The sequence below is a fragment of the Nocardia sp. genome, assembly GCF_025465275.1.
Lineage (GTDB): Bacteria > Actinomycetota > Actinomycetes > Mycobacteriales > Mycobacteriaceae > Nocardia.
Map to the genome: position 1 here is coordinate 1 of NZ_JAODNK010000160.1, position 15606 is coordinate 15606.

Consider the following 15606-nt stretch of genomic DNA (forward strand, 5'->3'; position numbering starts at 1 on the left):
GTCGTCGACGGCAGGAACGGCAGGCCGAGGCCGAGTTCGACGGCGCCGGCACCCGCCAGCGCGACGCTGATCCAGCGTGCCTTGCCGATGCGGCGGACCACCCTGGGCGTCACCGCCGCGGCCAGGAGGGTCCCGAGCGCCCCGCCCGCGAGGATCTCGCTGAGCCCCGCCAGGCGGCCGGGGAAGAGTCCGCCGTGCCCCGTGAAGGTGTTGCGGTAGAGCAGCAGGGTCATGAGCGTCAGGACGCCGAAGCAGACCCGGTGCACGCAGATGACGCCCAGCGCCACCGCGGCGGGTCGCCGCGCCCAGACGTGCCCCGCACCGGCCCGCATCCCGGTGACGACCTGGCGCGCGGTCAGCCGTTCCGACCCCGCTGGGGAGTCCGGCCCCAGCGCGGCCCGCGGGAACCGGGCGACGACGGCCGCCGCGAGGACGTACGGGACCGCCGCGGCCAGGGCGAGGGCGGCGTACCCGCTGTCTCCCTCCCCGACGAGCCGGACCAGGCTCAGCGCCATGCCACCCCCGACGACGCCGGCCAGCGCTCCCGACGTCGTGGACAGGGCGTTCGCCGACACGAGCAGCGGCGCGTCGGTGGTGTGCGGCAGCGCCGCGGACAGCGCCGCGAGGACGAACCGGGTCACCGAGAAGACGGCCAGCCCGGCGAGGTAGAACGGGACACCCGCGATCCCCCCGGCGACCAGTGCGGCCACCAGCGCGACGAGGGCCGCGCGGACGACGTTCGCGCGCAGCAGTACCGACCGGCGGCTCCAGCGGTCCAGCCAGACGCCGGCGAAGGGGCCGATGGCGGAATACGGCAGCAGGAGGACGGCGAAGCCGGCGGCGACGGCGAGCGGATCGGCCGCACGCTGCGGGTCGAACAACACCGTTCCGGCCACCGCGGCCTGGAAGACGCCGTCCCCGAACTGGGAGAGCAGCCGCGTGCCCAGCAGCCTGCGAAAATCGGCGCGCCGCAGGACGTGCCGCACGGGAGGGTGCCGCGCGGCGGTTCCGGCGTGCACGGTCCTCACCCTACGGGGCGCGGGCCTGCCGGCCGTGGTCCCGTAGCGGCGTTCGGGCCTCTGCGCGCGGCGGTCCGGGCCGGCCGGGACAACGAACCCGTCGAGGACGGAACCTCGACCTACCTGCGCGGGGAAGGTGGGGCACACTGACAATCGATGACCCCGTCCGTGCCTCCCGACCCGGAGTCCGGGCCGCCGCTGCGGCCCGCGACCGGGCGGCGACGCGCCGGGGCGGTCCCGCCGCTGTCCGTGGGTTGCCTGGACGACGTCTGCCCGGGGTGCCTGCTGGTGGCCATGCCCGCTCAGACCGACCCGACGTTCGCGGGCACCGTCGTCTACGTGCTCGACCACTCCGACAGCGGCACCTTGGGCGTTGTCCTCGGGCGGCCGAGCCAGGTCGAGATCCGCGACGTCCTGCCGGGCTGGAGCGATCTCGCGGTCGAACCCGCCGTGTTCCACGTCGGCGGGCCGTGCGAGACCGACACCGCGCTGTGCCTGGGCATCTCCCCGGATCCGGTCGCCGCCGACGACGACGGGCTGCGCCGTGTGGCCGGTGACGTGTTCCTGGTCGACCTCGACAGCGACTCCACGGCCGCCGACAGCGCGCTGACCGGCCTGCGCGTGTTCGCGGGATACGCGGGCTGGTCTCCCGGTCAGCTCGCCGGGGAGATCGCCGAGGGTGCCTGGGCCTGCGTTCCCGGCACGGCGGAGGACGTCCTCAGCGCCGCGGCCGGGCCCGCGTTGTGGCGCCGGGTGATGGGCCGGCAGAACGGCCGGCTCGGCGTGCTCTCCACCGCGCCGGCGGACCCCTCCGCCAACTAGCGGCCCGCGGGGGGCAGCGGGATCGGGCCCTGTCTGGTAGGAAGGTCGGGGAGGGGGCGGTCTGGGGAAGAGGCCGCCCCCTCCTTCATGCCCAGGTCCCGGTCCTCGGCGCTGAGCCGGTGACGGCGGAGCCGATCAGACGCCGACCTTCGCCGCGATGTCCGGGTGGTCGGTCGCGCTCACGGTCCGGGTGTCGCCGGGCAGGTCGATCGAGCGCCGACCGTGCTGCGGCAGCGTCATGGTGACCTGGAACGTCTGGTCCGGCAGCGGCGTGACGTACTGCAGCAGCTGTTTGTCCGCCCCGACCGCCACCCGCGCGCCGCCCGCGAGTGAGTACACCGACGCCGGCCGGCCGTTGATCGAGCGGCTCCCCTGCCAGGTGTAGTTGCCCTTCTCGAACGACTGCGGGTCGTCCGACGAGCGGGCCGACAGGTTGAGGACCAGTTGCGCCAGGACGTCGATCAGCTGGCCCTGCCCGTCGGCGGCGACCGGGGCCAGCGGCCGGCGCACGTAGGTGGCGGCGGGGAGTCCGGCGGCGGCCAGCTCCTGCGCGAGGTTCGGGACGTCGCCGAACCAGATGTCCTTCGTCGTGAAGAAGATCGTGCGGCTGTCCGGCGGCTGGCCGTTGCGGTACGTGGTCGTCGCCCGGGCGCTCCCCACGGAGCGGACGAAGTCGACGCTGCCGGTGAGCGTCAGCACGCTGCCCTCGGCGTAGGGCGCCGTCTCCTCGAAGTCGGCGCCGCCGGACCGGAAGTTCCCGTGCAGGAGGCCGGCCAGGACCGCGGCCTCGGCCGTGGTGACGTGGTCCCCGGGCGTGCGCGGCGCGGCGCCGGCCGAGCCCGAGCAGCCGGTCAGCAGCGCCACGACCAGCCCGAGTGCGGGCAGCAGGAGACGGCGGGAACCACGCGGCATGCCGCCAGGGTAGGCAGGCGCTCTGGCAGGCCCCTGAACCGCGCGCAACGACGGACGGGCCCGCCCCCCGAGGGGGACGGGCCCGTCCGGTCTCCGGCAGTCCGGATCCAGGAGGTCAGCGCTCGACGTCTCCACGGATGAACGCCTCGACGGCGTCGCGCGCCTCGCTGTCGCTGTACTGCTCCGGAGGGCTCTTCATGAAGTAGGACGACGCCGACAGCAGCGGGCCGCCGATCCCCCGGTCGAGCGCGATCTTCGCGGCGCGGATCGCGTCGATGATGATGCCGGCCGAGTTGGGGGAGTCCCAGACCTCGAGCTTGTACTCGAGGTTCAGCGGGACGTCGCCGAACGCACGGCCCTCGAGCCGGACGTAGGCCCACTTGCGGTCGGAGAGCCACGGCACGTGGTCCGAGGGACCGATGTGCACGTTGCCCTGGCCCATGTCCCGGTCGATCTGGCTGGTCACCGACTGGGTCTTGGAGATCTTTTTGGACTCCAGGCGCTCCCGCTCGAGCATGTTCTTGAAGTCCATATTGCCGCCGACGTTCAGCTGCATGGTGCGGTCCAGCTGCACACCGCGGTCCTCGAACAGCTTGGCCATCACGCGGTGCGTAATGGTCGCGCCGACCTGGGACTTGATGTCGTCGCCGACGATCGGGATGCCCGCGTCGGTGAACTTCTTGGCCCACACCGGATCCGAGGCGATGAACACCGGCAGCGCATTGACGAAGGCAGCACCCGCGTCGATGGCGCACTGCGCGTAGAACTTGTCGGCCTCCTCGGAACCCACCGGCAGGTAGGAAACCACGACGTCGACCTTGGCGGCCTTCAGCGCGGCGACCACATCGACCGGCTCGGCCTCGGAGAGCTCGATGGTCTCGGCGTAGTACTTGCCGATGCCGTCGAGGGTCGGGCCACGCAGCACGGTCACATCGGACGGCGGCACATCGGAGATCTTGATGGTGTTGTTCTCGCTGGCGAAGATGGCGTCGGAGAGGTCGAAGCCGACCTTCTTGGCGTCGACATCGAACGCGGCGACGAACTTCACATCGCGAACGTGGTAGCGACCGAACGTGACATGCATCAGGCCGGGCACAGTCGCGGTCTCATCCGCGTCCTTGTAGTACTGCACGCCCTGAACCAGGGACGACGCGCAGTTACCCACACCTACGATGGCCACGCGAACGTCGTTGGCGCCCTCGCTCCGTCGGCCCGCGCTTCCCGTGTTGATTTCACTCATGGCCGATATTTCCCTCTTTCTGTGGTGCCGCCTTCGTCGATTGCTCCGCAGCAATCAACTCATTGAGCCAGCGCACTTCGCGCTCGCTTGATTCGAGACCGAGTTGATGAAGCTGACGGGTGTAGCGATCCAGTTGCCCGCTGGCTCGTTTGATCGCCTCCCGCAGTCCTTCTCGGCGCTCCTCGACTTGCCTCCGCCGCCCCTCCAGGATCCGCATCCGCGCTTCCGCGGGGGTGCGGCTGAAGAAAGCCAGATGAACGCCGAAGCCGTCGTCGGTGTAGTTCTGTGGTCCCGTGTCGGCCAGGAGCTCGGCGAACCGCTCCCGGCCGGTGTCAGTCAGCTGGTAGACCCGCCGCGCACGGCGTGTAGCCAACCCCTGCGGACTCTCCTCCGCGATGAGCCCGTCAGCCTGCATGCGCCGCAGGGCCGGATAGAGCGACCCGTAGGAGAAAGCCCGGAAAGGGCCGAGCAGACCGGTCAATCGCTTGCGCAGCTCATAGCCGTGCATGGGCGATTCGAGGAGCAGCCCGAGGATTGCCAACTCGAGCACCGGGCCTCACCCCCTCCTGACTGTTCTTTCCAGACCTAACCGATGGATGCAGTTCCAAACTATATCGCGCCGATATACTTTTCGCGCACTCCCGGACCAGGCAGCGCCTGACGGAACCCTGAGAGTCACGCTGGGGCGTGCGTCGGCCGCTACCCCGCAAGTACTCTGGGACGCGTGCGAATACAGCGGCAGGTAGTGGACTATGCGCTTCGGCGCCGGTCGCTGCTGGCCGACGTCTATGCCGGGCGCGTGGACGTCTCCGAGGTGTGTGACGCGAATCCGTATCTCCTGCGTGCGGCGAAGTTCCACGGACGCGGGAGCGAGGTCACATGCCCTATCTGCCGGAAAGAGCAGTTGACTCTCGTATCGTGGGTCTACGGTGACGGGCTGGGCCCGGTCGCCGGCTCCGCCCGCACGCCGGAAGAGTTGATCCGGCTGGCCGAGTCTCGTGAGGAGTTCTCGGTGCATGTGGTCGAGGTATGCCGGACCTGCAGCTGGAACCATCTGGTGCAGTCCTATGTGGTGGGCCAGACCCCGGAGCCGGGGCGCCGCCGTACCGGCAACCGCCGCCGCGCGGCCGAGTGAAGGACCACGACGACTGCTGACTTGGCGGGCACACGTGTGCCCGCGCGGCCCTTCCGGCCGCATCGAGCAAGGACCGTACCGAGTAGTTATTGGAGAGCCAGGCTGTGACATCGCCCTATGACGACGGACCGCAAGGCGGCCGCCCCCAGCGTGGCGGTTCGCAACCCGGCCCCGGCGGCTACCCGCCGCCTCGACCGGCCGGCCCGCCGCCAGGGGCACGACAGCCGCGTCCGGGACAGGGTCCCGTACCCGGTCGTGGACCGGTCCCCGGTGCGGGCGGGCAACCGCCCCGCGGCCCGGGCGGACAGCCGCCACGCGCACCCGTGCCGCCGCAGGGCGGGCAGCCGCGCCGTCCCGGTCCGCCGCCGCCGCGCACCGGCGCCGATGCCACGCAGGTGGTGAACACCGGCTCCAGGCAGGCTGTGCCGGAACATCTTCAGCGCGCCGCCACGTCCGATCGCGCCGAGCGCGCCGCCGATCGCAATCCGCGGGTGGCCAATCGAGCAGCGGGAGTCGGCGCCGCCGGAACGCGTCCGACCGACGACCGCACCCGCCAACTGCCGGGTTCCGACTCCGGCGCTTCGCGGCGCGTCCAGGGCGGCCCGCCGTCCGGTCCGCCGCCGCGGCGTCCCGGTGGTGAGGGTCCCGGTGGCGGTGGCGGTAGTCGCCGGCCGAAGAAGCGTTCGACGTGGAAGATCGTCCGGCGCGTCCTCTACATCTGCATGGCGCTGGGCATCGTGCTGCCGAGTACCGCGTTCCTGGTGGCCTATTCGACCGTGGACGTGCCGAAGCCCGGTGACCTGAAGACCAATCAGGTGGCCACCATATTCAATGCCGACGGCACCACCGTGCTGTCCAAAGTCGTTCCGCCGGACGGCAACCGGTCCGATGTGAGCATCGACCAGATTCCGCCGACCCTGCGCAATGCGGTGATCGCGGCCGAGGATCGCGACTTCTACACCAACCCGGGCTTCTCCATCTCCGGCTTCGTCCGGGCCGCACGCGACAATGTGATGGGCAAGGCCAGTGCCGGCGGTGGTTCCACGATTACCCAGCAGTATGTGAAGAACTCGATGGTCGGTGACGAACACTCACTGACCCGAAAGATGCATGAGCTGGTGATCTCGGCCAAGATGGCGCGGCAGTGGTCCAAGGACGACATTCTCACCGCGTACCTGAACACCATCTATTTCGGTCGCGGTGCGTACGGCATCAATGCGGCGGCCAAGGCGTACTTCGACAAGAAGGTCTCGGACCTGGACGTCGCCGAGGGCGCGATGCTGGCCGCCACGATTCAGCAGCCGTCCAATCTGGATCCGGAGAAGAATCCGAAGGGTGCGCAGCAGCGCTGGGGCTATGTGCTGGACGGCATGGTGTCCGGCGGCAATCTCTCGGCCTCCGATCGCGCGGGTATGCAGTATCCGCAGGTGATTTCGGGTGCCAAGGCCGCGGGTGACAACACCCTCGACAGCGGTCCGGAGGGCTTGATCAAGACGCAGGTCCTCAAGGAGCTCGAGGCCGCGGGTATCAGCTCGCGTGAGCTGAACACCGAGGGCCTGCAGGTCACCACGACCATCGATGCGAAGGCGCAGCAGGCGGCCATCGATTCGGTCAACAAGACCATGGACGGTGAACCCGACATCCTCCGCACGGCGGTGGTTTCGGTGGATCCGAAGACCGGCGCGGTGCGCGCCTACTACGGTGGCTCCGACGGTCAGGGCTTCGATTTCGCGAATGCCGGTCTGCCGCCGGGCTCTTCGTTCAAGGTGTTCGGCCTGGCCGAGAACCTGGAGATGGGCAAGCCGCTCTCGACGATGTACGACTCCTCGGCCGTCACCGTGAACGGCATCAAGATCAGCAACGTCGCGAATGAAACCTGCGGCACCTGCACCATCGCCGAGGCGCTCAAGCGGTCGCTGAACACCAGCTTCTACCGCATGGAGCTGGATATGCCGGGCAACGGCCCGCAGAAGATCGCCGATATGGCGCACAAGGTTGGCATCCCGGAAACCATTCCGGGCGTGGGCAAATCGCTTACCGAATCGGACGGCAACGGCCCCAATAACGGCATCGTGCTGGGGCAGTACCAGGTGCGGGCCCTCGATATGGCGTCCGCGTACGCCACCTTCGCGGCCTCGGGCGTCTATCACGCACCGCACCTGGTGCAGAAGGTGGTGACCTCCGACGGCACAGTGCTGCTGGATCGTGGCGATGTCGCGGGTGAGCAGCGCGTCGCGGCCGCTATCGCCGACAATGTCACGGACGCCATGAAGCCCATCGCGGCGTACTCCCGCAGTCACAACCTGGCCAACAGCCGCGAATCCGCGACCAAGACCGGTACCAACCAGCTCGGCGACACCGATGAGAATCGCGACGCCTGGATGGTCGGCTACACCCCGGAGCTGTCGACAGCCGTATGGGTCGGCACCGAACAGGGTGTGAAGTTGCGCAATGCCAACGGCGGCCAGATCTACGGTTCCGGTCTGCCCGCCGATATCTGGAAGGGCACCATGGACGGTGCGCTGAAGGGCGTGCCGATCAGCAAGTTCCCCAAGCCCGCCCCGATCAACGGACAGGCGGGTGTGCCCTCGTGGTCCGCGCCGTACACCGCGCCCTCCACGACGGATGCGCCCGTGCTGCCGCCGGTGATCACCCAGAGTCAGGTGGAGATCCTGCCCGGCATCACGATTCCGGTGCCCGGTCTGGCGCCGAATCCGCAGAACCAGCAGCGATCACAGCCGCAGCCGCAACAGTCACAGGACCCCGGCGCGGGTCCGCTGCCCGGACAGCCCGTCGCACCGGCAGACGGCGGCGCCGCGGTGACCACCACGCCCAATGCGAACGGTTACGGGAACGGCGGTTATGGCAACGGAAATGGGAACGGCAACGGCAACGGGTCCCCGCGTAGTCGGTAGCCTCGAGCCGTGATCGAGGAAGTGGAGCACCGGTCGACTGCCAGTGATGAGTCGGCCGGTGGCGCATCGCAGCAGTCGCCTGATGCTGCTACGCAGCAGTGGCCTGATCCGAGGCGATACGTCTCCCCCGCACCCCTCGCCGCGGACCTGCGGTCGGTGGAGGACCGGGACAAGCCGAGCCGGACCGATACCCTGACCGCGCAGCTGTGCGATCTGATCGGTGGCCCGGTCGGTGATCACGCGGTGATCGGCCGAGTCCGGTTCTGGACGCCCATGCGGGTGCTCATGGCTTTCGCGGTGCTGTTCCTCGCGCTGAGCTGGTTCGGGAAGGCGGGCTGTATTCAGCAGCGTCCCGACGCCGACGGCGTCATGGGACTGGATTGGAACAACGGCCGCCAGTACGTGGCCATGTGCTATTCGGACACGGTGCCGCTCTACGGCGCAGAGCATTTGAACGAGGGTGCGTTCCCGTACAAGAAGCAGTGGACCGATTTCAGCGCGGACGGGAAGCCACAGATCCGGTACATGGAGTATCCGGTGCTGTCGGGTCTCTACCAGTACGCGGCCATGGGAATCGCCAAGGCGTGGAAGCAATCTCCGCTGCCGGGCGGGCTCGAGGTGGTCATCTACTTCAATGTGGTCGCGGTCGGCCTGGCCCTGGCCTGGCTGGTGACGGTATGGGCGTCAGCACAATTGGCGGGGCGGCGGGTGTGGGATGCCGCGCTGGTAGCGCTCTCACCCCTGGTGCTGGTGCACGCGTTCACCAATTTCGACACGCTCGCAACGGCTTTCGCGGCCGCCGGACTGCTGGCGTGGGCGCGGCGCAGACCGGTGCTGGCGGGCATACTGCTCGGACTCGGCGGTGCGACGAAGCTCTATCCGCTGCTGCTGCTGGGCCCGATTCTCATTCTGTGCCTGCGGGCCGAGCGCCTGGGCGAGGACGACCCACGCTGGGGCGGTCTCCGGCCGCTGCGGGTCGGCGGCGCGGCGGCCGCTGCGGCGGTGATCACCTGGCTGGCGGTGAACGCGCCCATTGCCTATCTGTACAACGAGGGCTGGCGAGAGTTCTTCCGGCTCAATACCGAACGCCATGCCGACCCGGATTCGGTCTACAACGTGATCAGCTCGTTTACCGGCTGGCAGGGCTTCGACGGCGTACTCAAATCCACGGATACGCCGACCATTCTGAATCTGGTGTCACTGCTGCTGTTCGTCATCGCGTGCGCGGGCATCGGCTGGATCGGTTTGACCGCGGCCCGGCGACCACGCCTGGCGCAGTTGGCTTTTCTGGTGATCGCGGCCTTCCTGCTGACGAACAAAGTGTGGAGCCCGCAGTATTCGCTGTGGCTGGTGCCGATTGCGGTGCTCGCGCTACCGCAGCGGCGAATTCTCTTGGCGTGGATGGCTGTCGACGCGCTGGTGTGGGTGCCGCGTATGTACTACTACCTGGGCACCTACCGTAAGGGCTTGCCCGAGCAGTGGTTCACCACCACGGTCGCATTGCGCGATCTCGCGGTGATCGCCCTGTGCTTCTTGGTGATTCGACAGATCTACCGCCCCGAACACGACCCGGTGCGCCGGGACGGCGCGGACGACCCCGGTGGTGGACTCCTGGATCGCACACCCGATCCGGAGCATCCCTGGCTCCCGCCGCTGCTGCGCCCGCGCAGGCTCGCCACCGCGACTTAGCGCAACAGCCCCAGCAGGACTCGGCCCCGCATCCATTCGGATGCGAGGCCGAGTTGTTCGTTGGGTGCCGGACCTAGATTTTCAGGAACCGGCCGAGCTGGGGGACCGCCTCGCCCGGATGCTTGGCCTGGAAGCCTTCACCGATCGCTTGGAGTTTCCAGTCCTGACTACCGCTCGGGCGGTAGACCTTGGCCATGGCCATGCCGGTGAAGTTCGCGCCGCCGGGGAGGGTGAAGCGCGCCAGTTCGGCATTGTTGGTGCCGTCGACCAAGCGGCAGAAGGCATTCGCCAGTTGCTCGAAGGTGTGCCCCTTGTAGGAGGTCACGATGAACACCAGGGTGGTGACGTGTGCGGGAAGGCGGGTGAGGTCGACCAGGATCACCTCGTCGTCGCCGTCGCCCTCACCGGTGAGATTGTCGCCCTGATGGCGTACCGAGCCGTCCTTGGAGGCGAGGCTGCCGTAGTAGACGACATCCACCGGACTCATATCGGCGAACATCACCACCGAGGCGTCGAGATCGACGTCGGGGGCGCGGTTTCCGAACATGCCGCCGCGCTTGACCGGGTCCCAGCCGAGCCCCATCTTCACATAGGTGAGGGCCGCACCGCCCTCTTTGCGCAGGTTGATGCGCTGACCCTTGACCAGGCTGACGGTGTGGTTGTGCGGCAGATCGCGATCGGCGGACTCGGCGGCCTGCCCCGGACCCTGGCCGGGCCCGTATCCGGGCGGCGGCGGAAAACCCTGCTGCGGATGGCCCTGCGGCGGAGGCGGATAGCCCGATCCCTGCGGCGGATAGGAGCCGGGCGCCGAATAGCCCTCGTTCGGGTCGGCCGACGGATAACCGACAGCGGGCGAGAACTCGGCCGGGGCGGGCGGCGGATAACCACCGGCCGACGCGAACTGCTGATTGGGCGGAGGCGGCGGATAGCCCGGCGCGGGCGCGTACTGCGGCACCGGTGCGGCGGCGGGAGCAGCGGACTGCGACTCGCTCACCTGCACACCGTGATCGGTGACCAGTGCGCCGAATCCGCCCGCATAGCCCTGGCCGACCGCGCGCACCTTCCAACTGCCCTGCCGCCGATACACTTCCAGCGCAATGACGATGGATTCGGCCTGCAGTCCCTCGACCCGGTATTCGAACAGGGTATTTCCGCCGAGATCGGCGACCCTGGCGACGGGCGGGGCGATGCGGCCGAAGTTGTTCCCGGCTTCATCGAGGGTGATGACCGCGCGAATCTGCTCGATATCGGCGGGCACCGCGGCCAGCGAAATCTCCAGGGCGGCGGGCTGACCGGACGCCCCGGGTTGCAACTTCACCCCGGGCCCGTTCGGCTGATTGAAGAACACGAAGTCGGCATCTGACCGAACCTTGCCGTGCTCGGTGACCAGGAGCGCGGACAGATCCGCGGGCGCGGCGATCTGCACACTGATCACCACATCGTTGACATTCAAAGGACCATTCTGGCCCTTCACCAATGCTGCGGACAAGGTCGACCCTTCGCTCGTCGGTGCTGACCAAGCCACTCTACGAGAAATCGCCGACCCGGTGGTGGTCGATGCGCAGTCGCTCACGACTGCCTGGGGGAATGTGCAGGCTGAACTTGAAACCGCGCTGAGCTGGCGCGATACGTTCGGCTGCCGAGCCGGTGCGGCCGTGGAGCCGCACGGTGCCGGCGGGAGCGCCGGGCACCTGGGCGTCTTGATGAAGAAGCTGGGAGTCTGCGATGAGGGCCATTTCCGAATCCGATGAATCTCGTTGGGAGCGATAATGTTCCGGGCAAGAATTATGCCCACGGCAGCGATCTGCACAAATCGTTATTCGCGTTCCTTCCAGAATAGCAACCAAACCATTGATGCCGCGAATTTGCTGACTATCCGGTGCGGCCGCAGATCGACTGAGCGCCTACACCAGTCAGGGCACGCTAAAAGTTTGCTGACATTACGCCAGTCCGCCGCCTGCCCATGGCAGGATCGAACGCGTGAGTAGCGGTGACGTCGAGCCGGCGGAAGGGCATGAACAGTATCTGCGCGCCTTCCGGCACCCCGCCGTGTCCAGAGCCCAGTTGGAGGATCTGCTCGATGCGGTAAATGGCTTCCTCGACACCATTACTCCCGGTGAAGGCGAATTCGTACCGCAGGGCGGCTGGGCGCCGGAATCGACCGCCATGGCCTTCCAGATCGGCCGCGCGGTCGAACAGGTGCTCACCGAGCGGGAAAAGGCCGAGCGGGAATTGCTGCACCGTCGCGAGATTCGGGACCGCCTGGTGGTGGCGCTGGACGCGGTGCTCGATTGCCTGCGCTCCCTGCCCGACCTTGCCGAGGCCGAGATCACGCTGGGCACAACAGCAGTCAATGAAGGTTTCCAGGTGTTCGACGACGGGTCCGTCCGCACCACCGTGGCGCAGGAGATCGGCGCGGATATGGGCGCGCTGGAGGCCCGGCGCGTCGAACTCGACGAGCAGATGACGGCGGCGGTATCGGCCCGTACCGGATTGGTCGACGACACCGCGGATCTGGTGCGAGATCAGCTGGGGGTGGCCGATGTCGGCATCCCGTGGGTGATTCTCGAGGCCACCCGCGGCGGACTCGATGTCTCCGAGCCGTTCGAATTCGCCGCCCATCACCTGCCGGACTGCGAACTACGCGATCTCATGGTGCAGCTGGTCACCGATATCGAACTGGCTCGCACGCTGGAGCACGAGGTTTCCGAATAGAACAACTGCCGAATAGGGACGCCACTCCCGAATAGCCCGAATCCGGCACTGTCGGCGCGGCGGGGTGCGAGGCTGGCTGCAGCCGTGCGAACCGGGCCTTCCGAGAGGAGAATTCGGTGAAGAAGCTGATCAATGATCCGACCGAGCTGGTCGACGCTGCCCTCGCGGGTATGGCCGCCGCCCATCCCGAGCTGCGGGTCGATGCGAAACAACGGGTCGTGGTGCGCGCCGACGCACCGGTCGCGGGCAAGGTGGGCCTGGTCTCCGGCGGCGGGTCCGGGCACGAACCGCTGCACGCCGGGTTCGTCGGCCACGGCATGCTGGACGCCGCCTGCGCGGGGGAAATCTTCACCTCCCCGGTGCCGGACCAGATTCTGGCGGCCACCGCCGCCGTGGACGCCGGGGCCGGGGTGCTGCACATCGTGAAGAACTACACGGGCGATGTGCTCAATTTCGAGATGGCCGCCGAACTCGCCGCGGCCGAGACCGGCACGCAGGTGTTGTCGGTGGTGGTGAACGACGATGTGGCCGTGCAGGACAGCCTGTACACGGCCGGTCGGCGCGGCGTCGGCGCCACCGTGATCCTGGAGAAGATGGCAGGCGCCGCCGCCGAACAGGGCCGCCCGCTGACCGAGCTGGCACGCATCGCCGATCGGGTGAACAGCGAATCGCGCAGCATGGGCATGGCCCTCACCTCCGGCACCGTCCCGGCCGTCGGCCACCCCACCTTCGAACTGGGCGATACCGAGATGGAGATCGGCGTCGGCATTCACGGTGAGCCCGGGCGTCGGCGGGTGCCGCTGGCCCCGGCCCGCGAGATCGCCGCCATGCTCGTCGAGCCGATACTCGCGGATCTGCCGTTCGCCCAGGGCGATCGGGTGCTCTGCTTCGTCAACGGCATGGGCGGCACCCCGCTCATCGAGCTGTATCTCATGTTCGACGAGGTGTCCCGCCTGCTGCGCGGTCACGGTGTGGAGGTCATGCGCTCGCTGGTGGGTTCGTACATCACCTCGCTGGATATGGCGGGCTGCTCGGTGACGCTGACCCGGCTCGACGAGGAGCTCACCGCGCTGTGGGACGCACCGGTCCGCACTCCGGCACTGCGATGGGGGATCTGATGACGGTGGATGCGGCAGCCTGGGTACGCGGGTTCGCGGCCTTGATCGATGCGCACGCGGAGGAGCTGACGGCGCTCGACGCCGCCATCGGTGATGCCGATCACGGCACGAACATGCAGCGCGGAATGTCGGCAGCCGTTGCGGCGCTGAATGATTCGGCCACGCTGGAGACCGATGCCGAGGTGTGCAAGCAGACCGCCATGGTGCTCATTCGCACCATCGGCGGCGCGAGCGGTCCGCTGTACGGCACGTTCTTCCTGCGGTTTGCCGGAGCCATCCAATCCGGTTCGGAGACAGCCGATTTCGCCCGCGCCTTCCGGGCCGGAGTCGACGGCGTGATCGCCCGAGGCAAAGCCGAACTCGGCGACAAGACCATGATCGATGCCCTCTCCCCCGCCGCCGATGCACTCGACAAGCAGGTCGCCGCAGGCGCCACCCCGTCCGACGCGCTCGATGCCGCGGTCGCCGCCGCCGAATCCGGCCGTGACGCAACAACATCCCTGCTCGCCCGCAAGGGCCGCGCCTCCTATCTCGGCGAACGCAGTGTCGGACACCAGGATCCGGGCGCCACCAGCGCCGCACTGCTGGTGCTAGCCGCCCGGCAGGCCCTCCGATGATCGGCCTGGTCGTCGTCTCACACAGCCGCCCGCTGGCCAGAGCGGCGGTCGCACTGGCCACCGAACTGCTGCCCACCCAGGCGGTGCGCATCGAAATCGCCGCAGGCTCCTACGACAACACCCTCGGCACCGATGCGGTCGCCGTGGCCGAGGCCGTCACCGCGGCCGACAGCGGTGACGGCGTCCTGGTGCTCATGGATCTCGGCAGCGCGGTGCTCTCCGCCGAAACAGCCGTCGATCTCCTGGAGACTCCTGTTCAGGTGCGACTGTGCGCCGCCCCGTTCGTGGAGGGCTTGGTGGCCGCTCTGGCAGCGGCCGGAGGCGGCGCAGACCTGGAGAAAGTGGCGCAGGAAGCCGAGAGCGCGCTGGCCGCCAAGCGCGTACAACTGGGCGAATCCCCCACACCCACCGACCCGATCGCGCCGCCGACCACAAGCGCGCCGCGCACCCTTGCCCTTATCGAGGTGACGAACGAGCACGGCCTCCATGCCCGCCCCGCCGCCGAATTGGTCGCTGCCCTGCGCGATATCGATGCCGATGTCGAACTCCGCAATGCGACCACCGGTGCCGGTCCGGTCCCAGCGGACAGCCTGACCCGAGTGCTGACTCTCGGCCTGCTGTCCGGCCATCAGCTGGAGGTATCAGCCCTCGGCCCCGAAGCCACAGCGGCAATCGAAGTCGTGCGATCTTCGACTTCTGGACACTGAAGGACGCGGCGGTCCCGGCGGTTTCGACTGAATCGCGCAGCGCACGGCCTCGCCGGGATCGCCGGTATCGGCTGCTTCGAGGGCCGGTGAGGTAACCCCCCTTTCGGCTGCCCGGGGACAGGGGCAGGATCGTGGTCATGACCCTGAAGGAGCAAGCAGTCACATTCCTCGGACTCCACCAGCCCGGCAATCCGGTGATTCTGCCGACGGTGTGGGATGCCTGGTCGGCGAAACTGGTGCAGGAGGCCGGTTTCTCGGCATTGACCGTCGGTAGCCACCCGCTCGCGAATTCCCTCGGTAAAGAGGACAAGGAGGGGATGACGTTCACCGAGGTGACCTCCCGCATTCGCGAGATCACCGCCGCCGTGACCATCCCCGTCTCGGTGGATATCGAATCCGGCTATGCCCAGAAGCCCGGCGATCTGATCAACGGTCTGCTCGACGCGGGCGCGGTCGGCCTCAATATCGAAGACTCTGTACACAGCGAGGGCGGCCGCCTGCGCACTCCGCAGGAGCACGCCGACCTAGTCGCGGAACTCCGCCAGTCCGCCGACACCGCCGGCGTCCACTTCGTGATCAACGCCCGCACGGACGTCTTCCTGCGCCAGGACACCGGCACCCCCGCCGAGCGCCTCGAAAGCGCCCTCACCCGTTTGCGTCTCGCCGCCGAAGCCGGCGCCGACGTCCTCTACCCGGTGGGCCGCCACGACCCCGAAA

General features: G+C 68.4%; 15 protein-coding genes. 9 read left to right on the forward strand and 6 right to left on the reverse strand.

Annotated elements, in window-relative coordinates:
* Positions 1-1019: MFS transporter (locus tag JWN03_RS34360; RefSeq protein WP_297623827.1), on the reverse strand; the 1019-nt coding region annotated here is incomplete at its 3' end.
* Between the two features lie 156 nt (positions 1020-1175).
* Between JWN03_RS34360 and JWN03_RS34365 the strand changes: the two genes are divergently transcribed.
* The gene (locus JWN03_RS34365; RefSeq protein WP_297623829.1) at positions 1176-1841 is read left to right on the forward strand and encodes a YqgE/AlgH family protein; all 666 of its coding nucleotides are present in this window, start codon (positions 1176-1178) and stop codon (positions 1839-1841) included.
* A gap of 135 nt (positions 1842-1976) precedes the next feature.
* Here JWN03_RS34365 and JWN03_RS34370 read toward each other — a convergent pair whose 3' ends face one another.
* The 3 genes from JWN03_RS34370 to JWN03_RS34380 all read right to left on the reverse strand — a co-directional run bounded on the left by JWN03_RS34370 (position 1977) and on the right by JWN03_RS34380 (position 4543).
* Positions 1977-2753 carry a hypothetical protein gene (locus JWN03_RS34370; RefSeq protein ID WP_297623831.1) on the reverse strand — a complete coding sequence of 259 codons (777 nt, stop codon included), beginning with the start codon at positions 2751-2753 and terminating at the stop codon, positions 1977-1979.
* Between the two features lie 115 nt (positions 2754-2868).
* A complete protein-coding gene (locus tag JWN03_RS34375; RefSeq protein WP_297623834.1) occupies positions 2869-3993 on the reverse strand; it encodes an inositol-3-phosphate synthase in 1125 nt (374 codons plus the stop codon).
* Positions 3986-4543, reverse strand: a complete 558-nt coding sequence (locus JWN03_RS34380) for a PadR family transcriptional regulator (protein WP_297623837.1) — start codon at positions 4541-4543, stop codon at positions 3986-3988. Before JWN03_RS34380 ends, JWN03_RS34375 begins: the two co-directional genes overlap by 8 nt.
* 174 nt (positions 4544-4717) lie before the next feature.
* Between JWN03_RS34380 and JWN03_RS34385 the strand changes: the two genes are divergently transcribed.
* The 3 genes from JWN03_RS34385 (at position 4718) to JWN03_RS34395 (ending at position 9732) form a co-directional block, all read left to right on the forward strand.
* On the forward strand, positions 4718-5128 hold the full coding sequence (locus JWN03_RS34385; protein ID WP_297623840.1) for a DUF5318 domain-containing protein: 411 nt from the start codon (positions 4718-4720) through the stop codon (positions 5126-5128).
* 722 nt (positions 5129-5850) lie between these two features.
* Positions 5851-8043: a transglycosylase domain-containing protein gene (locus JWN03_RS34390; protein ID WP_366914514.1), complete on the forward strand. Its 2193-nt coding sequence runs from the start codon at positions 5851-5853 to the stop codon at positions 8041-8043.
* Positions 8044-8052: 9 nt separating this feature from the next.
* Complete coding sequence (locus tag JWN03_RS34395; protein WP_441343115.1) at positions 8053-9732, forward strand: glycosyltransferase family 87 protein; 1680 nt, start codon at positions 8053-8055, stop codon at positions 9730-9732.
* Positions 9733-9805: 73 nt separating this feature from the next.
* On the opposite strand, the gene JWN03_RS34400 is transcribed toward JWN03_RS34395, so the two are convergent.
* The gene (locus JWN03_RS34400; RefSeq protein ID WP_297623843.1) at positions 9806-11221 is read right to left on the reverse strand and encodes a TerD family protein; all 1416 of its coding nucleotides are present in this window, start codon (positions 11219-11221) and stop codon (positions 9806-9808) included.
* Between the two features lie 37 nt (positions 11222-11258).
* The gene (locus JWN03_RS34405; protein WP_297623846.1) at positions 11259-11468 is read right to left on the reverse strand and encodes a hypothetical protein; all 210 of its coding nucleotides are present in this window, start codon (positions 11466-11468) and stop codon (positions 11259-11261) included.
* 244 nt (positions 11469-11712) lie between these two features.
* Here JWN03_RS34405 and JWN03_RS34410 point away from each other — a divergent pair, with 244 nt between their 5' ends.
* The 5 genes from JWN03_RS34410 to JWN03_RS34430 form a co-directional block, all read left to right on the forward strand.
* Positions 11713-12447: a hypothetical protein gene (locus tag JWN03_RS34410; RefSeq protein ID WP_297623849.1), complete on the forward strand. Its 735-nt coding sequence runs from the start codon at positions 11713-11715 to the stop codon at positions 12445-12447.
* A gap of 116 nt (positions 12448-12563) precedes the next feature.
* Positions 12564-13565, forward strand: a complete 1002-nt coding sequence (gene dhaK / locus JWN03_RS34415) for a dihydroxyacetone kinase subunit DhaK (RefSeq protein WP_297623851.1) — start codon at positions 12564-12566, stop codon at positions 13563-13565.
* On the forward strand, positions 13553-14182 hold the full coding sequence (gene dhaL / locus JWN03_RS34420) for a dihydroxyacetone kinase subunit DhaL (RefSeq protein WP_441343116.1): 630 nt from the start codon (positions 13553-13555) through the stop codon (positions 14180-14182). The genes dhaK and dhaL overlap by 13 nt, the downstream gene beginning before the upstream one ends.
* The gene (gene dhaM / locus JWN03_RS34425; protein WP_297623854.1) at positions 14179-14889 is read left to right on the forward strand and encodes a dihydroxyacetone kinase phosphoryl donor subunit DhaM; all 711 of its coding nucleotides are present in this window, start codon (positions 14179-14181) and stop codon (positions 14887-14889) included. Before dhaL ends, dhaM begins: the two co-directional genes overlap by 4 nt.
* Positions 14890-15026: 137 nt before the next feature.
* Positions 15027-15606, forward strand: a 580-nt coding sequence (locus JWN03_RS34430; protein ID WP_297623857.1) for an isocitrate lyase/PEP mutase family protein, incomplete at its 3' end; no start/stop codon positions are given.